The organism is Polynucleobacter sp. es-EL-1, from assembly GCF_018687975.1.
Lineage (GTDB): Bacteria > Pseudomonadota > Gammaproteobacteria > Burkholderiales > Burkholderiaceae > Polynucleobacter.
The window spans coordinates 319,219-337,555 of sequence record NZ_CP061310.1; the positions used below are offsets into that span (position 1 = coordinate 319,219).

Below are 18,337 nucleotides of genomic sequence, written 5' to 3' on the forward strand. Positions count from 1 at the left end.
TCCTGCATGAATAGCAATTCAAAAATCGCTCTTATATGTTCGGTGCTCGGTGAGGGGCGATGTGGCGTTGAAGACTATACCTTGAAACTGTATAAAAATTATTTTTCGCTTGAAAATAATATGGAGATAATATTCGTTAATAATCTAGGAGATTTTTTAAAAGTACTAAAAAATATTAACATTACTATGATTCATGTTCAATATCCAATGCTTGCATGGAGAAAATCTTTTACACCTATAATATCTTTGGTATTTAACAAATTATTTTTTTACAAAAAAATAATTTTAACAATTCATGAATATTCTCAAGCACACAAGCTTAGAAAATATATTATTTTATTTTTGGCATTTTTATCAGATCATATTGTTTATACAAGTATATATGAAAAAAATCAAATGCCAAAAGTATTAAATAAAAAAAGTGTAATTATTCCAATAGGTACTGGAATTTCTAATACTTACCCTAGATGTGATAATCGCAAACTATTTGATGTAACTTATTTTGGGCTTTTAATGCCCAATAAGGGTCTCGAAGATTTTATTAATATAGTTAAAAATTTAAATACAAATAATTTGAATTTTGCAGTCATAGGAAATGTAGTTGCTGGACATGAGATGTGGTTGGATGGTATTAGAAAACAATATCAATTTATTAGTTTTTATACGGAGTCATCAGAAGAAAAAGTATCTCAGTTATTACAAGCAAGCACTTTAATGCTCTTGCCTTATCCAGATGGTATTTCAGAGAGAAGGGGTACATTTCTAGCATCCCTTAATCACTCCCTTCAAGTGGTCACTACAGATGGAGGTTTTGTTACTGATGAGTTGAAGGAAACTGTACATTTATATTCAAATCAGTGTGAGGCGGTAGATATTATTCAAAAATTATTGTTATCCAAAAATTTTTGGATAAGCAATGGCGTTTTTGAGAAATACCTTGCTCAGAGGAGCTGGTTCAGCATAGCAAAAAAGCATTCCGAAGTTTATCGGTCTTTGCATTGAATATGGGTATAACACTCGTAGGATATTTATGCCTATTGTCTGCCCCTTTTCTGTTCTTTAGACCATTACATTTATGTAACTTGGTTGTATTTTTTTCTATATTTTCTGCTACAGCGGCAATCAACTTTAAGTTGATACAGTTCGGTTTGCAGCCATATCATTTTTTTGCAATCCTGCTAATCTTTAATAGAATAATTTTTAAGCCCAATTTTCTAATAAGATTTTATTGTAACTACACCTTTCAGGGAGCCACATTTTTTCTATTCATATTTTTTGAAATAATTTCAACAATAAACTCTGGATCAAGTTTTACATCCATTGCGCAATTAATGCATCTAACATTGGGCTTTATGACTATGATTTGCATTGCATCTTGCGTTAATAGCGAGAAAAAACTTATTGATTCGCTTCGTTATTTTTTGTTAGGTGGAGCCTTTGCTGCACTTTGGGGAATATTACACTTCTTATTGCATATTCTTGATTTGGAATATCCAGCGTTTTTATTTAACAATAGCATTGGGGTTGCAGCATTGGGGTATGTGAGCACACTTTTGGATGGGACCATTCCTAGAGTTAGCTCTGTTGCAACAGAACCCTCATATTTAGTGCGTAGCACTATACCCATGATCGTAATTCTATATATTTTTTGGAATTTTCGATTCCATCTTACTAGTAGGGCAGCAACTTATTTCTATCTAATTTTTTTGGTAGTAGTTACTATTTTATCGACATCTACACTAGGATTCTTCGGTCTTTTTATGTTGTATTTAATTTTTTTATTTACAGCTAGACCATCATTTATTGCTAAAGTCCTTAGTATTTTTGTGCTTGCCTTTGCCTTTATGCTGCTTTATAGCGAGCCATTCTACATTGTTTTGAATGAGTTAGTTTTTGAAAAATTTACTATCGGTAGTGGTGGGGATAGATTAAATACTGTTTTGATAGGCGTTGAAAATTTTCTCGAAAGTCCATTTTTGGGTGTTGGCCCTGGGATGCTTACTGTACATGATCTTTTTGTAAAAATGTACTCAAACTTTGGGTTATTTGGCGCCACTTTTTACTTTGCATTTATATTTTTTACGCTATATTCTTCTTATAAAATAATAATAAAAATTAAATTAAAATCTCGAAAGTTGTATATCTTTTATCTTTCAATACTTCTTGCTAACATCACCTTGTTGCTACTTGATGTGGTATCCGGAATGAGTTATACCTACGGAATCTTTTGGGTGTTATTAGGCCTTTTAATGTCATTAAAAAATTTAGATGAATATAAAAAAATTAAAATTGTTTGACAATTTCTTAAGAAGTGTAATTAATAAAATACAAGTTTTTAAGACAAAAAAATCGGATGATGTAATTCTTCCTGACCAAATTTTGATTATAAAGTTATCTGCCTTTGGGGATTCATTATGTTTGATCCCTTCTTTGAGGTACTTTTCAAAATCTTTTCCTGACTGCAAAATTGATTGGTTAACCACAGGACGATCATCCCCAAAAACTTTCAGTGAAATTAAATTTATTCATGAAATTATTATCTTTCCTTTGAATATTTTTCGCGCACTAATTTTTTTGCCATCTCTGATTTTTAAAATAAAAAAATATGATTTGGTGATCGACTGTGATCAATACTACGCGCTATCTGAGTTGATTGCTTTATTTTCAAGGCGCAGCGTTGGATTTTCAACGCCAATTAAAGGGTCAAATTTTTCTCATAGTATTTCTTATGACCCTCTTCTTAATGAGATATTACAATTCAAGTTGCTATTCGATGAGATTCCAGTCCCAAGAAATAATTCTGATGTTAGTTTTCATGCAGATTGTCTTGAGTTGACAGATAACTATCAACCAACTGATTTCTTAAAAAACGCGATACTTAATCTTGATTTGCAAACTAAGCCCCTAATTGTTCTCTATCCAGGCTCAGGAAGTAATGCAAAAATCAGAAGATGGAGTGCAAGTAACTATATTGAATTATCTAATTTTCTATCTGAGAAATTCACTGTTGTATTTGCTGGTGGCGCGGATGAAATTGATTTGAAGACCATCTTGTCTAGTTCCAAAAAATCTATTGATTGGATTGGTAAATGGTCTTTAACTGAATGGGCATGGATTCTTCGGCATCACACTAGTATGTTTGTGGGGAATGATGGCGGACTTTTTCATTTGGCCGACTCTCAGGGTGCGCGTACCTTGGGGATTTTTGGTCCCAGTCTTTATTCTAAATGGGGTTCAATCAACCCAAGGTCAAGACATATTGAAATTTCATCGTTGGAATGTCGCCCTTGTTTGCGTGGGCATTTGGGGCAGGTTGCAACCGTATGCGCGCGAAACGACGTTGCATGCATAAATCAAATTACGGTATCCCAGGTTCTTGCTGTTTTCCAGGATGCAATTAAATATGAAATATAAGATTATTTCTCTTGTAGTAATTTCCTATTTCTTAAATCAATTTTCTTTTTTTCATTCTATGAAATATTCTTCATTGACTGAGGCATATTATGAATAAAGTTGGAGGTATTTTTTTATTTGGTGGGAGTGGCTTCATTGGAACTCGTCTTGCAGATCGGTTGGATTCTAAATGCCATCATTTTTTGATTATTGATAAATCGCGAAGTATTAAGTACCCTGGTAAGACATTTATTGCTGATGTTCGGAATGCATTGCAGGTTCATGCTGAAGTATTCCCTAACTCAGTAATAGTGAATTTAGCAGCTGAACATCGCGATGATGTTTCTCCAAAAGTTTTATATGACCAGACAAATGTTCAGGGGGCAATGAATGTCTGTGATTTAGCTCGGTCCAAAGGCGTTAATAAAATAATATTTACCAGTTCAGTGGCGGTGTATGGCTTTGCTCTCCTGGGAACAGATGAATCAGGAGCGATTGCACCCTTTAACGCCTATGGCCGCACTAAGTGGGAGGCTGAGCAAGTATACAAAAAATGGCAAGCCGAAGATCCTCATAAGCGGACCCTGGTAATTATTCGCCCGACAGTAGTATTTGGTGAAAGAAATCGTGGCAATGTTTTTAATTTGCTAAGGCAAATTGCCTCGGGTAAATTTATAATGATTGGTGATGGTCTGAACCGAAAATCAATGGCCTATGTTGAGAATGTTGCGGCATTTTTAGAATACTCATTAGATTTCAAGCCTGGTGTACATATCTATAACTATATTGATAAGCCTGATTTCACAATGAATGCTCTAGTTAAGCATGTTAATAAATTATTAGGTATGTCTTCCGATATTAAATTTAGGCTGCCATTTTCTGTTGGTCTTTTAATTGGATCTTGTTTTGATCTAGTTGCAAAGATTATTGGTAAAAAATTTCCTATAAGCACAATCAGAGTTAAAAAGTTTTGCGCTAATTCGGTATATGAGTCAGCTGTTGAGTCGACTGGCTTTATTCCTCCCGTGACTTTAATGGATGCGATTGAAAAGACAGTCCGTTTTGAGTTTATTGAAGACCACAAAATTGAGCAGGTTTTTTATTCTGAATAGTGATTGCGCTAGTTCTTCCCGTTTAATTGTTGACGAGAGAATCAGCTTGGCAATTTCCAAGCTCTAAATATCTCATAACTGTATCGGTTTTTGACCATCTTCCACGCTGCATAATAATCGGCATGCTTGCGCCGGAATTTAATAAATCTTGAGCCGCGCCCACTCGCATAGAGTGACCGCTGATCCCCTTAACGGAGGATTCATCTAGTCCGGCATTTCTGGCGATCTTCTTGTAGATGCGATTGATCTGACCAGAATTTAGACCGCTACCACAAATGCTACCACCACGATCAATGCCGACCATGAGGTATTCCTGGGCTTTGGGAAGCTCTTTTATCCAATCCATCAATGCTAGGTGGGCTCTTTGACCAAGATGCAACCATTTCCCTTTGGAGTCTTGATCCGTTTTACTTTTTCTTAAAAGAATGGATGAGGTCTCATTGCCATTCTTAACGTTGATTTTTATATCCTTGACCCGAAGTGATACCAATTCACTACGTCTGCATAATGTGTCATAGGCCACCAGTAATAATGCACGATCTCGAATCCCCCTAATGGAGTCATCGGTAGCTATCAGAAATTTTTCTAGGACATCTGTATTAATGCCACTAGCTTGATTTGAGGAGCGTCCTAGCTTACGATGCATCCTTCTCATTTCAAGGGCGACATCTGGATCCTTAGTTGGATCATCGAATCGATTGAGTTTATGAATCGCAGATAACCCACACAAGGCTCGCCTGATACTTGCAGAAGATCTGCCGCTAGCTGTTAAATTGGATATGTACTGAACAATTGAGTTTGGATGGGATGGTAGGGCATTTGCATTTCTGTCTACGCAATATTGGATGAAATCATTAAAGTCTGCACGATAAGCTCGAATGGTAGAGGGCGCATACGCGCCTTCAATTTTGATAATGGTTTCTTGTAGTAGTTTGATTGCTCGATTAATGTCTGAGGAAGAAGTAGCTTGTTGTTGGCTATGTCTGGTAAGGTCAACGAGCTTAAGCTTTCTTTTGACTGGACTTTTGGGGCCTAATTGTGCAGAATCTTGATTATTAAGCATATTTTGAACCTCTTTTGTTCAATTTAATAAAAAATTAGTTTAATAAAGAAACAATTTAATTCATTATAGGATATAATTAATTTGATTACAAGCGCTCAAATTCGTGCTGCAAGAGCGTTGCTTGACTGGTCTCGCCAGACACTTTCTGATCGTTCTGGTGTGGGAATTTCTGCGCTAATGCGCCTAGAGTCCGCCACTGGTATTCCAGGTGGAAATATCAAGACATTTGAGGCTGTCCAAAAAGCATTTGAAAAAGCAGGTATCGCATTCATTGGCAGTCCCGACGATGGTCCAGGCGTTCGGTTATTTATTAAAGGCTAAGTAATGACCAAATCCTCATCCATTACAAAAGCCAAGCCATTGGGCGGTCCAAAAACAGATGAAGGCAAAAAGATTGCTTCTCGCAATTCCTTAAAGACGGGTACTTATTCAAAACAGATTGTGTTGCCCAACGAGAGTCAGCAGGAGTTCGACCAGTTGGTTGAGCAATTTCAGAAGGACTTCTATCCCAAGGACGCGGTGGAGATGATGTTGGTCCGCGAGATGGCTGTCATCACCTGGAAGAAGCTCCGACTCGAAAGGTTAGAGCATGACTTCTGCGCGCGCCAGTTGGCAGCACAAATTACTGTGGAAGAGTTTCTTTCCATTAACACTCTGTTTACAGATATGACCCACCGGTTCTGGGTCGACAATGGGGTGCTAAGTGGGAAGGGGGCCGAAAGTCTCGCTAGGCTTATTGGGCTACTAAAGCCGCATCGCAATTTAAATATGAACGCTGAACAGTTAGGACTGATTAAGAAGGATTTCCCTTTTGCCTACGATTCAGTCTTGGCGGATTACTACCGGCACACATCCCAAGCCGATGTTGAGCCCAGCCTTGAGGAGATTGTGACAACGGTTATTTTGTTTGATGATCTATCCAGCAAATATCTTGTCCCGAACTCTGTCAAGAGAATGTTGCCGTACTATCAGGGCGGCTTGCAGTGCGTTAAATTCCGCGAGCAGATCGAGGAGGGCGTTATTCAGATTCGACAAGAGCGTCTCCTCAAGATGATGCAGTTGGGTGGAGTGCAGCGTGCCAGTGATGACCTCAACCGGGCCATGATTCGAACGGTTAACGAGTACCGCAAGCATCACGAGTGGCGGATTCAGAATCGAACCGAGCAATTGCCTGATGGGGATGCCAAGCAGCTCACTGCAGGGTAGGGTGCTTATCTATTTACGAATGAGACGTATTCGTAAATGAGAATGAGTCCGTTTTGTAGATTCAGCTAATTGATGAGGTAGGGTGGAAATACGCCCGCTAATGCCATGTATCACACGCTTCTTTATTGGTGTTAAATGTCCAATTTGCCTTAACCTAGATCATTAGGGGCGCATCCAGCCCGGGGTCCTGAAGGTCACGATCCTCTTGTAAAGCCAGACGTAGCTAACCATAAAGATCAGTAGGAATGTAATTTGAATGACATTCGAGTCCCACCAGAGTAGAGCGGGGGCAATGGCAAATAGGGTGAGGGCCCACAAGTAGGGTGAGGTCTTGGCATTGGCGGTAAATAGATCATCCTTGTGGGCATGACAAATAGGGTTGAGAATTCGCCTATAAATTAGTGTGTGCAGATGAATGCCATCGGGATGTCCCGGGCTTTTGCCTTGGCGAAACTTTCTTCTATAAATGGTGAAAAGTGTTTCGACAATCGGATAGGCATTGATCAGCAGCGCAAACCAGGGCGAGATGCTTTCATGTCTGGCTACTAACATCACAGTCACAACAGCAATCCAAAAGCCGATCAGGTAGGCGCCACCATCACCTAAAAAAATGAGACCTCTAGGATAATTCCAGAGAAAAAATCCTAGGATGGATGCCGCCATCACCAAACTCAAATACATCATGATTGAATCGCCTACGGCGAAGCTGACATAAGCAAGACCCATTAAGGTGATTGCACCAACCATGCTGGCAAGGCCATTAAAGCCATCAATAATGTTATATGCGTTAGCTAGGCCAGTAATAGCAAACACGGTAAAAATAATGGCAATTAAGGAGATGCTCAGTAGGTAGTCAACTCCAGGAATGTCCAGCCTATTAATTTGTGCGCCAAGATAGATGCACGCAAGCAATGCTGCAATTGCAGTGAAGGCGAGTCTGGTCCTGGCGCTTACTATTTTCGTCAGATCTTCGGTTAAGCCAATAGCAAAGGCGGGTACTGCGCATATCATGAGCAAGGCTTCGGTAGTAAGGCCATCATCAGATTGCAATCGTGAGAGGGTAGATGCAAAGATTCCAATGGCAATACTTACACCACCAATACGGGGCACGGAAACCTGATGGAATTTTTGTGGTCCTGATAAGTCTGAATCGGCTGACAGGTGGCTATGTAGGCTCTGAAAACGAATAATCAGCAGGGTTGCAATAAAAGATAAGAAAAAAGAAGCTAATAGACCAATCATCGTTTAATTATAAATTCTTTAAGTGAAATCTGGTTAATAATTAGAGGGGTCAAGGAGATTTATTTGATCTAAGCTCTGTATTAAGTGGTATTAACTTTTTTCTACTTTTCTATTTTCACAGATCTTGATGGGTGAATTGATTTGTTGCTGCATCAAGTATTAACCCCCTCTATTTTCACTAGGCCGTGATAATCATGAAGATTTCGGTTCAATAAAATCACTATGATATTTGAAAACTTTGTTAATCTTTCCTAATGATGCGAAATCGGATTATTTTAATTATCGGCATTTTCTTAATCGCTTTTGTAGTGGTGAGTATTGCATTTAGTGCGCTATGCCAACCTTCTCAAGATAATGCCGTAGTCAATGCCGTTTCTAGTGCGCTGTCATCACCACAGCCTTTACAGAGCTCACCTCAGCCTGACCCATTTTCATGGGAGCCTATCTTGCACAAATTGCTTGGCCTGTTTGCTAAAGCTTGCCCACGCTAAATTGATGAATCGTTCTCTAGTTTAGGGTACTAGACTTAAGAATAAGAACTCAAAAAAGATAATCAAATGGACAACCCCTTGCAGGAGGGTAGTTCTACCAATCGCCAGCGTTAATGCACCAATAAAGAATGATAGGTACATCAGCGTCATATTCAGGCTGCTGATACCCAAACTTAGTGGCAAATTAAAGAAGATGGCAACGGCCGCCACCGTCGGAATGGTCAATCCAATACTGGCTAAGGCGGAGCCCAGCGCCAAGTTCAAACTGCTTTGTAAGCGATTGGCTCTAGCAGCCCTGACGGCTGCAAAGCCCTCTGGTAGAAGCACCAACATCGCAATGGCAATACCAACTACCGTTTTGGGGGCGCCTGCAGCTTTGACTCCTGCCTCAATTGCGGGGTTGAGGGCTTCAGCAAGGCCAACAACTGCTGCAAGGGAAATGAGCAATAAAATCAGGCTGGTTCCCGTCTTGAGATTGCTGGGCTTTTCTGCATGAGTCTCACTATTGGTCTTTTGATCTTCTGCTTTAGGAAGGTAATAATCGCGATGGCTGACCGTCTGAAAGAATATAAAGGCTCCATATAAAGCAAAAGAAGCTACCCCTGCAAATGCGAGTTGCCCTTTGGTAAAGTCTGGCCCAGGGGTGCTCACGGTCACCATCGGCATGACCAGAATGAAAGTGGCTAAAGCAGTCAGCACTGCTAAAGCAGAATTAGTACCTTCATTACGAAAGGACATCTCATGATGCTTAAAGCCACCCATGAAGATGCATAAGCCAATGACACCGTTCATCACAATCATGACGGTAGCAAATACTGCATCACGCGCAATAAACTCTGAACCCTCATGGCCGGCAAACATCATTGCAATAATGAGAGAGACTTCAATGATGGTCACACTAATGGCAAGTACTAAAGTTCCGTAGGGCTCACCAGTTTTGTGAGCAATGACTTCTGCATGGTGAACTGCTGAGAGGACTGCCCCAATCAGGGTAATACTCATTAAGGCAATGAACCAAGTTTGATTCAGGAGTGGGGTCAGGATATCCATTTATTAGGGCGCTTACTTTATATGCCTGTTATCAAAAATACGTTTTCAGGAGGTCAATAGTTAATCACTCACTCGTAAGCCCATATTGCTACTGAGTTTAACTAAATACCAAACTCATTCCAATCCACAGAAGGGCAAAAGCGCTTAATAGGGTTGCTCCCAGTTTCTTGAGGAAATACTCTAGGCTGTTGATATAGACCTGATCATTACGACCGAAGTAGCGATCAAAATGCTTCCACACCATAGAGCCAACTAGTACTGGTAGCAAGATTGCTAGGATTCCGAAAATAATGGTCATGATGTTTTCACTCAATATGGCTGATTTGAACATCCAGATGCTCTAAAAGGATGTTTTGGTGTCAAACCCTGAGATAATAGATGGGTAGCCTAATTTGTATTTACCTTTTTTATTTTTTGAAAGCTGTCCATATGACCGAGTTGTCCCTTACCCAAGTAAAAGAAATCCGCGCCGCTGTTTTAGGGGCTGCTGCCAAAGTGCCAGGTACTCTCATTGGCATGGGTGTTTTATTTATTGTTCTGGGCATGATTGGTATTGCGGGGCAAACCTTGTTTTCTTTTGTGACGATTAATGTGCTGGGCGCATTCTTGATTTTGGGTGGTGTATTGCAGTTTGCTCATGCCATTAAATCTATTGGCTGGAAGAGTGTGTCAATTCAGGTAGTGTTGGCAGTTTTGTATATTGCCGCTGGTTTATATACCTGGGCATTTCCGATTCCTGCGCTCGAAGCCATTACGCTTTGGTTAGCGGCTATTTTCTTTGTTACCGGTGTGCTGCGTTTGATTTCAGCATTTCAGCATCGTCACTTTAATGAGTGGATTTGGTTGGTATTGTCTTCAGCCATCTCTATTTTGATGGGCGTACTCATTATGAGTGGCTATCCAGAGAGTAGCTTGTGGCTGCCTGGATTATTAATTGCCATTGAGCTTTTATTGCAAGGCTGGTCATTGCTGTTTCTAGGATTGGCAGCGCGTTCTTTGACTAAATAATATCGGGGGAAATGTTTTAAACATTTATTGATCATGACAATGAAAAAAACAGACCTCTATAAGAACCTGGCCTTAACTACTGCCCAGCGTATGAAAAATGCCGCTAAGACGCCAAAGCCGGGTGCTGCAGAGCGTATTGCGAAAACCAAAAAAGAGCTCGCTAGCAGCAATCCGATGCTGGCCTCTTTGATGGGCAAGGCTAAGTCAAAATAAATCCTGTACTCAGATCATTCAACATTTACTCGTCAATGGATTAAGTCAAAGCGAGCAAGTGACTGCATTGAAAAAAGATAAGACACTTTTTCTGATTGATTTGCTAAAAGTGAGTGCAGCTTTGCTGATTATTCTGCATCACCTATCCAGTTATGGGCAGATAGCTATAGATGCAAAATTAGCCTTACCAATGCTTATGGAGTATTTATTTGAGTATGGCCGGTTTGCAGTACAAATCTTCTTGGTAATGGCAGGCTATCTGGCCACCCAATCGCTAACCCGTTTTGCTAAACAAAAATTTAGTGCCAACCTGGCCTTGCGCATCATTATTAATCGCTATTTACGTTTATTTGCCCCCTATACGGTAGCGCTAGTGTTCACCATTGCTTGTGCCTGGCTTGCCCGCTTTTGGATTGACGATGAATTTGTAGGGCAAACAGAAACCTTGGCGCAATTTGTGGCACACCTCTTTTTCTTGCAAGGTATTTTAGGTTTGGATTCTATTTCTGCGGGTGTTTGGTATGTAGCGATAGACTGGCAACTCTATTCTGTATTGGCTATCCTGCTGATGTCCTTTAGCTCGTATCAAGCTTTAGTTTGGCTACTGAGTATTGTGTCTGTTGGCTCGCTACTGTATTTCAATCGCTCGAGCCAATATGAGGCTTACTTCATTTACTTTTTAGGCTCCTATAGCCTGGGAATGCTTGCCTTTCTGGCGAAAAACTACTCAGACCCAAAGATCAGAGGATTGGCAAAATTCTTATTATTTGCTCTTGGTGCAGTGATCGCAATTTCTTCCTTTCAAGAATTATGGGCTCGCAATGTTTTGGCATGGTGTGTAGCACTAGCTTTATTTATCTGGGGTAATGCAAGCTATCCCGCTGTTAATCCCAATAACGCCGACCTAAAACAAAGAGCCTTACAAGCGATTGCTTGGGCCAGCCCCAGATCGTATTGCGCCTTCTTGATTCACTTTGCATTTATCTTGCTAGCAAACACGATATACATTGCTTCAGGTTTGTATGCTCATACCAACGGCACGATGGCAATTGGCATGATGGTTCTCGTAGTGATTGCGAGTGTAATTGCATCGAATTACCTCTATCGCTTGGTTGAGATTCCATCGACCAAATTAAAGATTTAGAAGATTATTTTTTATCTTATAGGGTTGAAAACCATTTACTGGTTAGGTGAATTTACCACCCTCAAAAAGCTGTATAATTTGCACACGACTCACCCAATAACCGTTCGGTATATCCGATTGCTTTTTGGGCGACAGACCACCTTCGGGTGGTTTTGTCTTTTCTGGAATGGGAAAATTATCAAAACTACTATTTATATTGATGGTTACAACCTCTATTACGGCTTGCTCAGAAATTCAAAATTGAAGTGGCTGGATATTGTTAAGTTATTTGCTGAGTACATCTTAGATAAAAATGCAGAATTAACTCAAGTACGCTATTACACGGCGCCTGTGCTCGGAAGGATGTCGGATGACCCGATGTCAACCCAACGACAACGGCTATATCTTCAAGCCCTAACAAAAATGTATCCTAATTCCTTGGAAATAATCCAAGGAAAAATTTTAGCGACAACACCCTTCCAAAGATTGGTGAGGCCGATTAATGAAGCTCCCGAATTAAAAATAGTTCAGGTTTATGACTTTAATGAAAAAAAGACCGATGTTAATTTGGCATCAGATCTCATTAGTGGAGCTTGGACAGGCGCATATGAGCAGGCCGTAGTTTGTAGCAATGATTCTGATCTTGAGGGTGCGTTAGCGGCGGTAAAGAGGCACCATGCCCAATTGCGAATTGGCTTAGTTGCGCCAATTCAAAGTAAAAATCATCGACATATTTCGGGCGATCTAGCAAAACACTCCGACTGGAGAAAGATTCTCGGAGTTTCGCATGTTGCTAATGCGCAGCTGCCATTTAAGATTCCGAATTCAAAAATCCAAAAGCCTGACTCTTGGTAGGGGGGGTTTATATCCCCATATCCTTGAGGACGCGGAAGATTTCTCGATAAGCCTTAGGTGGCTTATTACTTTCTTTTTCCTTGCGCGCGTTGCGAATGAGGGTGCGCATATTCTGAATATCCATATCGGGATATTGCTCAATCATTTTGGTGAAAGCGGCATCATCGGCGATCAGTCGATCACGATAAGACTCTAAATGGTGGAGCTTGGCGGTCTCCGCTTTACTAACACCCTGAATGGCATCCAAGCGCTTCTGAATCGCATCCAACTCTTCTTCATCCAAAAAGCGCATGAGTTTGCCAAGATATTGTTTATGGCGACGTATGGCTTCAAAACTTTTGATTTTGTTAGTTTCAGCAATCGCAGCTTTAATAGCCTCATCTAGCGGAATAGTCTTTAATGCGTCGCTACTGAGTGCAGCCAGAACTTCCGCCAATTTCTGGCGCTCTGTCATTTGGCGCTTGAGCTCTGACTTGCTAGGACCATCATCAAGATCATCTTTCTTGGGGGTCCGGTTCTTTTCATTAACGTGCATAGGTTTATTTTAGACGGGTATTGGTCTTTAGCTATTCTTTGTTTATTTTTTGTTTTAGTAGCTTCAGATCTGCGCTAGAGAATAGCTGACTCCTACCTACGATTGAAGCCGGCTTTAACCTGCCAGCCTGAACATGCCTACGTAGCGTAGGAAGTGAAATCTCTAAAAATTCTGCAGCCTCTTGTGCTGAAAAGCTTGCATTTCTGAGGTGGCCAAATACTTGCTCATGCGTATAGTCGGCCTCTTGGAAAGCATTGATTGCAACTAAAGAGAAAAATTTGATGCGCTCATTGATGGGCATTTTCTTAACTTGATCAAATAGATCTTCGGCTGTTAGGACAATGCTCATAATTTCCCTCTTTAGCTAGCAGCGCTTATATTGATAAGATATTAGTTCAACCCGACTTGCTTGGCGAATCAACAAAAGTAATAGGCAATACCTGATTGCTTAGCATGGTGAATAATGGGTATTCGATTGCATTCTTAACAGTAGCGCTATGAAACAAGCCTCTTTGCTTAATCCATACGACTTCATCATCATCGGCGCAGGTAGTGCAGGCTGCATGCTGGCTAAGCGCTTGACTGAGAATCCCGCCAAGCAGGTACTGTTGATTGAAGCGGGCTCTCATGACAACTACATTTGGATTCATATTCCAGTGGGTTACTTATATTGCATTGATAACCCCAGGGCCGATTGGCGTTTTAAGACTGCTGCAGAAAAAGGCTTAAACGGCCGCTCATTGATTTACCCCCGCGGTAAAGTTCTGGGCGGCTGCTCCTCGATTAACGGCATGATTTATATGCGCGGCCAAGAGGGTGACTATGCCAATTGGGTCCGAGAGACCGGTGACGAGGCATGGTCTTGGGAAAATGCCTTGCGTCGCTATAAGTCCTTTGAGGATTACCATGGCAACGCTAATCAATGGCATGGCAAGGGCGGCGAGTGGACGGTATCACGGCAACGTTTACGCTGGCCCATTATGGATAACTTTAAGCAAGCTGCTATTGAAGCAGGCATTCCGGAGTCAGAGGATTTCAATCAAGGTGATAACTTTGGAGTGGGGTATTTTGATGTCAGTCAACGCAAAGGTTGGCGCTTAAATACTGCTAAAGCATTCTTACGCGATGCAGTTAGGCGACCTAATCTCACAGTCATTACCCAGGCTGTAGTCAATAAGCTCTTGATTGATCCGGTGAGCAAAAATTGCTTTGGGGTGCAATACCTCAAAGACGGTCAAACTCTTGAGGCGCATTGCCAATCTGCCGATGCTGCCAAGCAAGGTGAAGTGATTCTGAGTGCGGGCGCTATTGGAAGTGTGCAAATTTTAGAGCGCTCAGGTATTGGTGCAGCTGATCACCTCAATCGCTTAGGTATTGAGGTGATTGCTGATTTGCCAGGCGTTGGTGAAAATCTGCAAGACCATTTGCAGTTACGCATGATCTATAAAGTTAGCGGTATTCAGACTCTCAATACCAAAGCAAACTCTTTGCTTGGTAAGTTATTAATCGGCATGGAGTACGTCTTCAAGCGTAGCGGCCCGATGTCTATGGCTCCTTCGCAATTAGGTGCTTTTGCCTACAGCTCTCCAGAGCACACTTCACCGAATGTGGAGTATCACGTGCAACCCTTATCTTTAGAGAAGTTTGGCGAGGATCTACATACCTTTGATGCCATTACGGCCAGTGTCTGTAATTTGCGCCCTACGTCGCGTGGTAGCGTGCATATTGATTCAAAGGACCCACAAGCACCACCAGTGATTGCTCCCAACTACCTATCTACAGATGCTGATCGCCAAGTGGCGATTGAGGCATTGCGCCTTACTCGCAAGATTGTCGAAAGTCCTGCGTTAAGACCCTATATGCCTGAGGAGTACAAGCCGGGCAAAGATTATCAATCGGATGAGGAGCTCATTAAAGCTGCAGGTGATATTGGTACGACGATTTTTCATCCGGTGGGCACTTGCAAGATGGGGCGTGACGATGATCCTATGGCAGTACTCGATTCTCAATTGCGGGTGAGGGGAGTTCACAACCTGCGAGTAGTAGATGCTTCCGCAATGCCGACGATTACCTCTGGAAATACTGCAGCGCCAACCATGATGATTGCGCAGCGCGCAGCAGAATTGCTCTGCGGTGAGTGACTCAGCTAATCGACTGCCAAATCGGCTTCCTAACTGCCTACCCCTTAGTCATCTTCTGTTGGCACTAGCCATTGTGGCAATTTGGGGAACCAATTTTGTTGTGATCAAAAAATCACTAGATGCATTTCCACCATTTTTGTTTGCAACGCTGCGTTATGTCTTTGCCTTATTGCCTGCCATCTTTTTTGTGAAGCGCCCTAAAGTTTCTTGGCTCAACTTAGCAATGTATGGACTCTTTATTGGGGTGGGGCAATTTGGCATTTTGTTTTATGCCATCAATGGCCACATCACTCCGGGCTTGGCTTCTCTGGTAGTGCAAACCCAAGTGTTTTTCACGATTGGCTTTGCGATGATCTTTGCTAAAGAGCGGCTTTACTGGCATCAGGCCATCTCCATTGGGATTGCGATGATCGGCCTCTTGGTGATTGCGAGTCACATTGATAGTCAAACCAGTTTGCTCGGAATTGGTTTAGTCATCTGTGCTGGTTGTGCTTGGGGAGCAGGCAATACTGTCAGCCGACAAGCAGGTGCGATCAATATGTTTGCCTATGTTGTGTGGGCTAGCGCATTTTCTATTCCACCTCTGTTATTGCTGTCGCTGTATTTTGAGGGGGGATATTCCAACTTAGTTTTAGCGATAGAGTTAGCGCCCTTAGGAGCTTGGGCAGGAGTCTTCTGGCAATCTTGGGCCAATACCTTATTTGGTTACGCCGCTTGGGCCTGGCTTTTATCTAAGCATCCGGCAGCTCTAGTAGCACCAGCTCCTTTACTCGTTCCCATCTTTGGCATGGGAGCAACGGCGATTTTCTTGGGTGAATCACTACCTGGGTGGAAGTTCTTAGCAGCCGGCTTAGTCATGATGGGCTATCTGGGCACCATTTATGGTTTATCGTTCACAAAACATTCCTTGAGGAAATTATGAAGATATTAATTGTGGGCGCCGGTGGCATAGGTGGATATTACGGATCAAAGTTGATGTTGGCTGGTGCGGATGTCACTTACTTATTACGCGAGAAACGCCAAGCGCATATTGAGCAGCATGGACTTGTAGTGGAGACACCAAAAGGCAGTTATACGGTGCATCCTAAAACTGTTACTGCAAAAGAGCTCAAGCCGATCTATGACCTCATTATCTTGGCATCCAAAGCCTTTGATTTAGAGGACTCTTTGCAGTCGATTGCTGGGGCCTCCAGCCAAGGTCTCATCTTGCCTTTCCTCAACGGCTTAGCGCATATAGAGCAATTAGATCTACGTTTTGGTCGCGAGCGCGTGTTGGGCGGTATTGCGCATATTGCTGCCACGATTACTGAAACAGGCGCAGTAAAGCAATTAACGGATTTGCATGTTCTGACCGTCGGTGCGCGCACACCCAGTCAAGAGGCTGTGGCAAAAGCTTTTTATGAGTTGTGTCAGAAGACGGACTTTAATGCCGTCTATAGCGAAAATATTGAGCAAGCCCTGTGGGATAAGTGGACTTTCTTGAGTACCTTAGCGGGGATGACCACTTTATGTAATGGCTCTATTGGTGAGATTGTTGCTACCCCTTATGGCGATGCACTGACTAAAACCATGTATGCACAGTGTTGTGCGATTGCAGATGCGCATGGATTTGCGATCGCTGCTGGCGTGCAAAGCAAATCAATTGAGATGCTCACGGCAAGCGGATCGCCTATGACGGCATCGATGTTGCGAGATTTAAACGCTGGCAATAAAACGGAGCATGGACATATCTTGCTCGAGATGATCAATAAGGCACAGGCCAAGCAATTAGACTGCGATTTGATCAAAATGGCCTACACCCATATTGAAGTGATCCAGCGCCGCCAAGCTGCTTAATGAATGCGTAAGAGTATTTGCTGATGATCTTGCGTATTCTGGGTATTACCCTGCCAATCTTCGCGATCGTGTTCGCAGGTTTTGTATACGCAAGGTATAAAAAACCCAATATGAGTGGTGCCAATCACACCATTATTGATTTGGCATTACCCTGTTTTATTTTTATCTCTTTATCGGCTAAGCCACTGGATTTCACAAGCGCGGGCTATTTGGTGTTGGCGGCAGTATTGATCGTCGTTTTTTCTGGTCTATTGGCTTTGCCGCTGGCCAAATATTCCGGCACGGGAGCTAAAGCTTTACTGCCGTCCATCATGTTTACCAATGTCGGTCCGATTGGTATTCCGCTCACGGTCTTGGCGTTTGGGCAAGATGGATTGGCGCCATCAGTACTACTCATGGTGCTCTCCAATATTTTGATTTTCTCGCTGGGCTCGGCAGTGATGACAGGCAAGATGGATGCCAAAAGCATTTACGCCAGCCCCTTGGTATGGTCGATGGGTCTAGGTCTGTGGTTTGGTCACTATCAGATGACCTTGCCTGACTGGCTAGATACCTCGGTCACCATGGTCAGCACTATTTTGATTCCCCTGATGTTGATCTCTCTGGGCACTCGCCTAGCCGAAGGGAAAATCGAGCATGTCAAAGCGGGGGTCATTGCTACCGTGCTTTCTATTGTGTTGCGCTTAATAGTTGCCTACATGGTGATGTGGGCTTTCCCTCTGGAGCCCATTCAGAAGGGAGCACTGATCATATTTGCTGGTCTGCCCCCTGCGGTATTTAATTACATCTTGGCTGATCGCCATAATCAAGAACCTCATAAGGTAGCCTCCATCGTTATGGTGGGGCATCTGCTATCGGTGATCTATTTACCCTTGGTCATTTGGCTGGCTATTTACACCGGTACACCCTAGATTGACGCCTGGCCCAATCGCATTGAAGTTACTCCCTTGGGATAAAACCTGTTTGTTAAAGTGGATATAAAGAAAGTTTCTTTATCTGCCGGCTATTGGGTTGGCGGTGGTGGGGAGACCCTTGTAAATAAAGCCTTGGCTTAGTCTTGGCCTTTGGG

21 protein-coding genes are annotated in these 18,337 nt (G+C 42.2%); 15 read left to right on the top strand and 6 right to left on the bottom strand.

What is annotated here, in order from left to right; all coding sequences use genetic code 11:
* Nucleotides 1-6: 6 nt before the first annotated feature.
* The 4 genes from FD974_RS01715 to FD974_RS01730 all read left to right on the top strand — a co-directional run bounded on the left by FD974_RS01715 (nucleotide 7) and on the right by FD974_RS01730 (nucleotide 4,505).
* Nucleotides 7-1,002, top strand: coding sequence for a hypothetical protein (locus tag FD974_RS01715; protein WP_215365227.1), 996 nt, complete (start codon nucleotides 7-9; stop codon nucleotides 1,000-1,002).
* Nucleotides 1,003-1,352: 350 nt separating this feature from the next.
* Nucleotides 1,353-2,297 carry a hypothetical protein gene (locus FD974_RS01720; RefSeq protein WP_215365229.1) on the top strand — a complete coding sequence of 315 codons (945 nt, stop codon included), beginning with the start codon at nucleotides 1,353-1,355 and terminating at the stop codon, nucleotides 2,295-2,297.
* Entirely contained in the window at nucleotides 2,269-3,414 is a 1,146-nt protein-coding gene (locus FD974_RS01725) for a glycosyltransferase family 9 protein (protein ID WP_215365231.1), read from the top strand. The genes FD974_RS01720 and FD974_RS01725 overlap by 29 nt, the downstream gene beginning before the upstream one ends.
* An 89-nt stretch (nucleotides 3,415-3,503) precedes the next feature.
* Nucleotides 3,504-4,505: an NAD(P)-dependent oxidoreductase gene (locus FD974_RS01730; RefSeq protein WP_215365233.1), complete on the top strand. Its 1,002-nt coding sequence runs from the start codon at nucleotides 3,504-3,506 to the stop codon at nucleotides 4,503-4,505.
* Between the two features lie 22 nt (nucleotides 4,506-4,527).
* On the opposite strand, the gene FD974_RS01735 is transcribed toward FD974_RS01730, so the two are convergent.
* Nucleotides 4,528-5,568, bottom strand: a complete 1,041-nt coding sequence (locus FD974_RS01735) for a site-specific integrase (protein ID WP_215365235.1) — start codon at nucleotides 5,566-5,568, stop codon at nucleotides 4,528-4,530.
* An 81-nt stretch (nucleotides 5,569-5,649) separates the two neighbouring features.
* On the opposite strand from FD974_RS01735, the gene FD974_RS01740 reads away from it, so the two are divergent.
* Nucleotides 5,650-5,889: a helix-turn-helix transcriptional regulator gene (locus FD974_RS01740; RefSeq protein WP_215365237.1), complete on the top strand. Its 240-nt coding sequence runs from the start codon at nucleotides 5,650-5,652 to the stop codon at nucleotides 5,887-5,889.
* Nucleotides 5,890-5,892: 3 nt separating this feature from the next.
* On the top strand, nucleotides 5,893-6,774 hold the full coding sequence (locus tag FD974_RS01745; RefSeq protein ID WP_215365239.1) for a hypothetical protein: 882 nt from the start codon (nucleotides 5,893-5,895) through the stop codon (nucleotides 6,772-6,774).
* A gap of 162 nt (nucleotides 6,775-6,936) precedes the next feature.
* On the opposite strand, the gene FD974_RS01750 is transcribed toward FD974_RS01745, so the two are convergent.
* Entirely contained in the window at nucleotides 6,937-8,016 is a 1,080-nt protein-coding gene (locus FD974_RS01750; protein ID WP_215365241.1) for a glycosyltransferase, read from the bottom strand.
* A gap of 254 nt (nucleotides 8,017-8,270) precedes the next feature.
* On the opposite strand from FD974_RS01750, the gene FD974_RS01755 reads away from it, so the two are divergent.
* Nucleotides 8,271-8,507 (top strand): hypothetical protein, encoded by a 237-nt coding sequence (locus tag FD974_RS01755; RefSeq protein ID WP_215365242.1) that lies wholly within the window; start codon nucleotides 8,271-8,273, stop codon nucleotides 8,505-8,507.
* A 21-nt stretch (nucleotides 8,508-8,528) separates the two neighbouring features.
* On the opposite strand, the gene FD974_RS01760 is transcribed toward FD974_RS01755, so the two are convergent.
* Nucleotides 8,529-9,557, bottom strand: coding sequence for a calcium:proton antiporter (locus FD974_RS01760; protein WP_215365244.1), 1,029 nt, complete (start codon nucleotides 9,555-9,557; stop codon nucleotides 8,529-8,531).
* A 97-nt stretch (nucleotides 9,558-9,654) separates the two neighbouring features.
* Complete coding sequence (locus FD974_RS01765; RefSeq protein WP_215365246.1) at nucleotides 9,655-9,888, bottom strand: hypothetical protein; 234 nt, start codon at nucleotides 9,886-9,888, stop codon at nucleotides 9,655-9,657.
* Nucleotides 9,889-9,986: 98 nt separating this feature from the next.
* Here FD974_RS01765 and FD974_RS01770 point away from each other — a divergent pair, with 98 nt between their 5' ends.
* Genes FD974_RS01770 through FD974_RS01785 form a run of 4 tightly spaced genes read left to right on the top strand, consistent with a single transcriptional unit; the run spans nucleotide 9,987 to nucleotide 12,756 of the window.
* Nucleotides 9,987-10,565, top strand: a complete 579-nt coding sequence (locus tag FD974_RS01770; RefSeq protein WP_215365248.1) for an HdeD family acid-resistance protein — start codon at nucleotides 9,987-9,989, stop codon at nucleotides 10,563-10,565.
* Between the two features lie 33 nt (nucleotides 10,566-10,598).
* Complete coding sequence (locus FD974_RS01775) at nucleotides 10,599-10,778, top strand: hypothetical protein (RefSeq protein WP_215365250.1); 180 nt, start codon at nucleotides 10,599-10,601, stop codon at nucleotides 10,776-10,778.
* A gap of 58 nt (nucleotides 10,779-10,836) precedes the next feature.
* Nucleotides 10,837-11,922 (top strand): acyltransferase, encoded by a 1,086-nt coding sequence (locus FD974_RS01780; RefSeq protein ID WP_251374631.1) that lies wholly within the window; start codon nucleotides 10,837-10,839, stop codon nucleotides 11,920-11,922.
* Between the two features lie 24 nt (nucleotides 11,923-11,946).
* Nucleotides 11,947-12,756, top strand: coding sequence for an NYN domain-containing protein (locus tag FD974_RS01785; protein ID WP_215365252.1), 810 nt, complete (start codon nucleotides 11,947-11,949; stop codon nucleotides 12,754-12,756).
* A gap of 7 nt (nucleotides 12,757-12,763) precedes the next feature.
* Here the strand turns inward: FD974_RS01785 and yjgA are convergent, their stop codons facing one another.
* Complete coding sequence (yjgA, locus tag FD974_RS01790) at nucleotides 12,764-13,291, bottom strand: ribosome biogenesis factor YjgA (protein ID WP_215365254.1); 528 nt, start codon at nucleotides 13,289-13,291, stop codon at nucleotides 12,764-12,766.
* A gap of 31 nt (nucleotides 13,292-13,322) precedes the next feature.
* On the bottom strand, nucleotides 13,323-13,640 hold the full coding sequence (locus FD974_RS01795) for a helix-turn-helix domain-containing protein (protein ID WP_215365256.1): 318 nt from the start codon (nucleotides 13,638-13,640) through the stop codon (nucleotides 13,323-13,325).
* A 148-nt stretch (nucleotides 13,641-13,788) separates the two neighbouring features.
* Between FD974_RS01795 and FD974_RS01800 the strand changes: the two genes are divergently transcribed.
* From FD974_RS01800 to FD974_RS01815, 4 genes are read left to right on the top strand one after another with little or no spacing between them, the layout of a single operon-like run.
* A complete protein-coding gene (locus tag FD974_RS01800; RefSeq protein WP_215365258.1) occupies nucleotides 13,789-15,432 on the top strand; it encodes a GMC family oxidoreductase in 1,644 nt (547 codons plus the stop codon).
* Complete coding sequence (locus tag FD974_RS01805) at nucleotides 15,425-16,354, top strand: EamA family transporter (protein WP_251374632.1); 930 nt, start codon at nucleotides 15,425-15,427, stop codon at nucleotides 16,352-16,354. Before FD974_RS01800 ends, FD974_RS01805 begins: the two co-directional genes overlap by 8 nt.
* Nucleotides 16,351-17,268, top strand: a complete 918-nt coding sequence (locus tag FD974_RS01810; RefSeq protein ID WP_215365260.1) for a ketopantoate reductase family protein — start codon at nucleotides 16,351-16,353, stop codon at nucleotides 17,266-17,268. The genes FD974_RS01805 and FD974_RS01810 overlap by 4 nt, the downstream gene beginning before the upstream one ends.
* A gap of 23 nt (nucleotides 17,269-17,291) precedes the next feature.
* Nucleotides 17,292-18,179, top strand: a complete 888-nt coding sequence (locus tag FD974_RS01815) for an AEC family transporter (RefSeq protein ID WP_215365262.1) — start codon at nucleotides 17,292-17,294, stop codon at nucleotides 18,177-18,179.
* Nucleotides 18,180-18,337: the final 158 nt, after the last annotated feature.

What these genes read in the sequence shown, in the direction of transcription:
- FD974_RS01715 (WP_215365227.1), top strand. Translation starts at nt 7, where the DNA reads ATGAATAGCAATTCAAAAATCGCTCTTATATGTTCGGTGCTCGGTGAG.
- FD974_RS01720 (WP_215365229.1), top strand. Translation starts at nt 1,353, where the DNA reads ATGACTATGATTTGCATTGCATCTTGCGTTAATAGCGAGAAAAAACTT.
- FD974_RS01725 (WP_215365231.1), top strand. Translation starts at nt 2,269, where the DNA reads ATGAATATAAAAAAATTAAAATTGTTTGACAATTTCTTAAGAAGTGTA.
- FD974_RS01730 (WP_215365233.1), top strand. Translation starts at nt 3,504, where the DNA reads ATGAATAAAGTTGGAGGTATTTTTTTATTTGGTGGGAGTGGCTTCATT.
- FD974_RS01735 (WP_215365235.1), bottom strand. Translation starts at nt 5,568, where the DNA reads ATGCTTAATAATCAAGATTCTGCACAATTAGGCCCCAAAAGTCCAGTC.
- FD974_RS01745 (WP_215365239.1), top strand. Translation starts at nt 5,893, where the DNA reads ATGACCAAATCCTCATCCATTACAAAAGCCAAGCCATTGGGCGGTCCA.
- FD974_RS01750 (WP_215365241.1), bottom strand. Translation starts at nt 8,016, where the DNA reads ATGATTGGTCTATTAGCTTCTTTTTTCTTATCTTTTATTGCAACCCTG.
- FD974_RS01755 (WP_215365242.1), top strand. Translation starts at nt 8,271, where the DNA reads ATGATGCGAAATCGGATTATTTTAATTATCGGCATTTTCTTAATCGCT.
- FD974_RS01760 (WP_215365244.1), bottom strand. Translation starts at nt 9,557, where the DNA reads ATGGATATCCTGACCCCACTCCTGAATCAAACTTGGTTCATTGCCTTA.
- FD974_RS01765 (WP_215365246.1), bottom strand. Translation starts at nt 9,888, where the DNA reads ATGTTCAAATCAGCCATATTGAGTGAAAACATCATGACCATTATTTTC.
- FD974_RS01770 (WP_215365248.1), top strand. Translation starts at nt 9,987, where the DNA reads ATGACCGAGTTGTCCCTTACCCAAGTAAAAGAAATCCGCGCCGCTGTT.
- FD974_RS01775 (WP_215365250.1), top strand. Translation starts at nt 10,599, where the DNA reads ATGACAATGAAAAAAACAGACCTCTATAAGAACCTGGCCTTAACTACT.
- yjgA (WP_215365254.1), bottom strand. Translation starts at nt 13,291, where the DNA reads ATGCACGTTAATGAAAAGAACCGGACCCCCAAGAAAGATGATCTTGAT.
- FD974_RS01795 (WP_215365256.1), bottom strand. Translation starts at nt 13,640, where the DNA reads ATGAGCATTGTCCTAACAGCCGAAGATCTATTTGATCAAGTTAAGAAA.
- FD974_RS01800 (WP_215365258.1), top strand. Translation starts at nt 13,789, where the DNA reads ATGAAACAAGCCTCTTTGCTTAATCCATACGACTTCATCATCATCGGC.
- FD974_RS01810 (WP_215365260.1), top strand. Translation starts at nt 16,351, where the DNA reads ATGAAGATATTAATTGTGGGCGCCGGTGGCATAGGTGGATATTACGGA.
- FD974_RS01815 (WP_215365262.1), top strand. Translation starts at nt 17,292, where the DNA reads ATGATCTTGCGTATTCTGGGTATTACCCTGCCAATCTTCGCGATCGTG.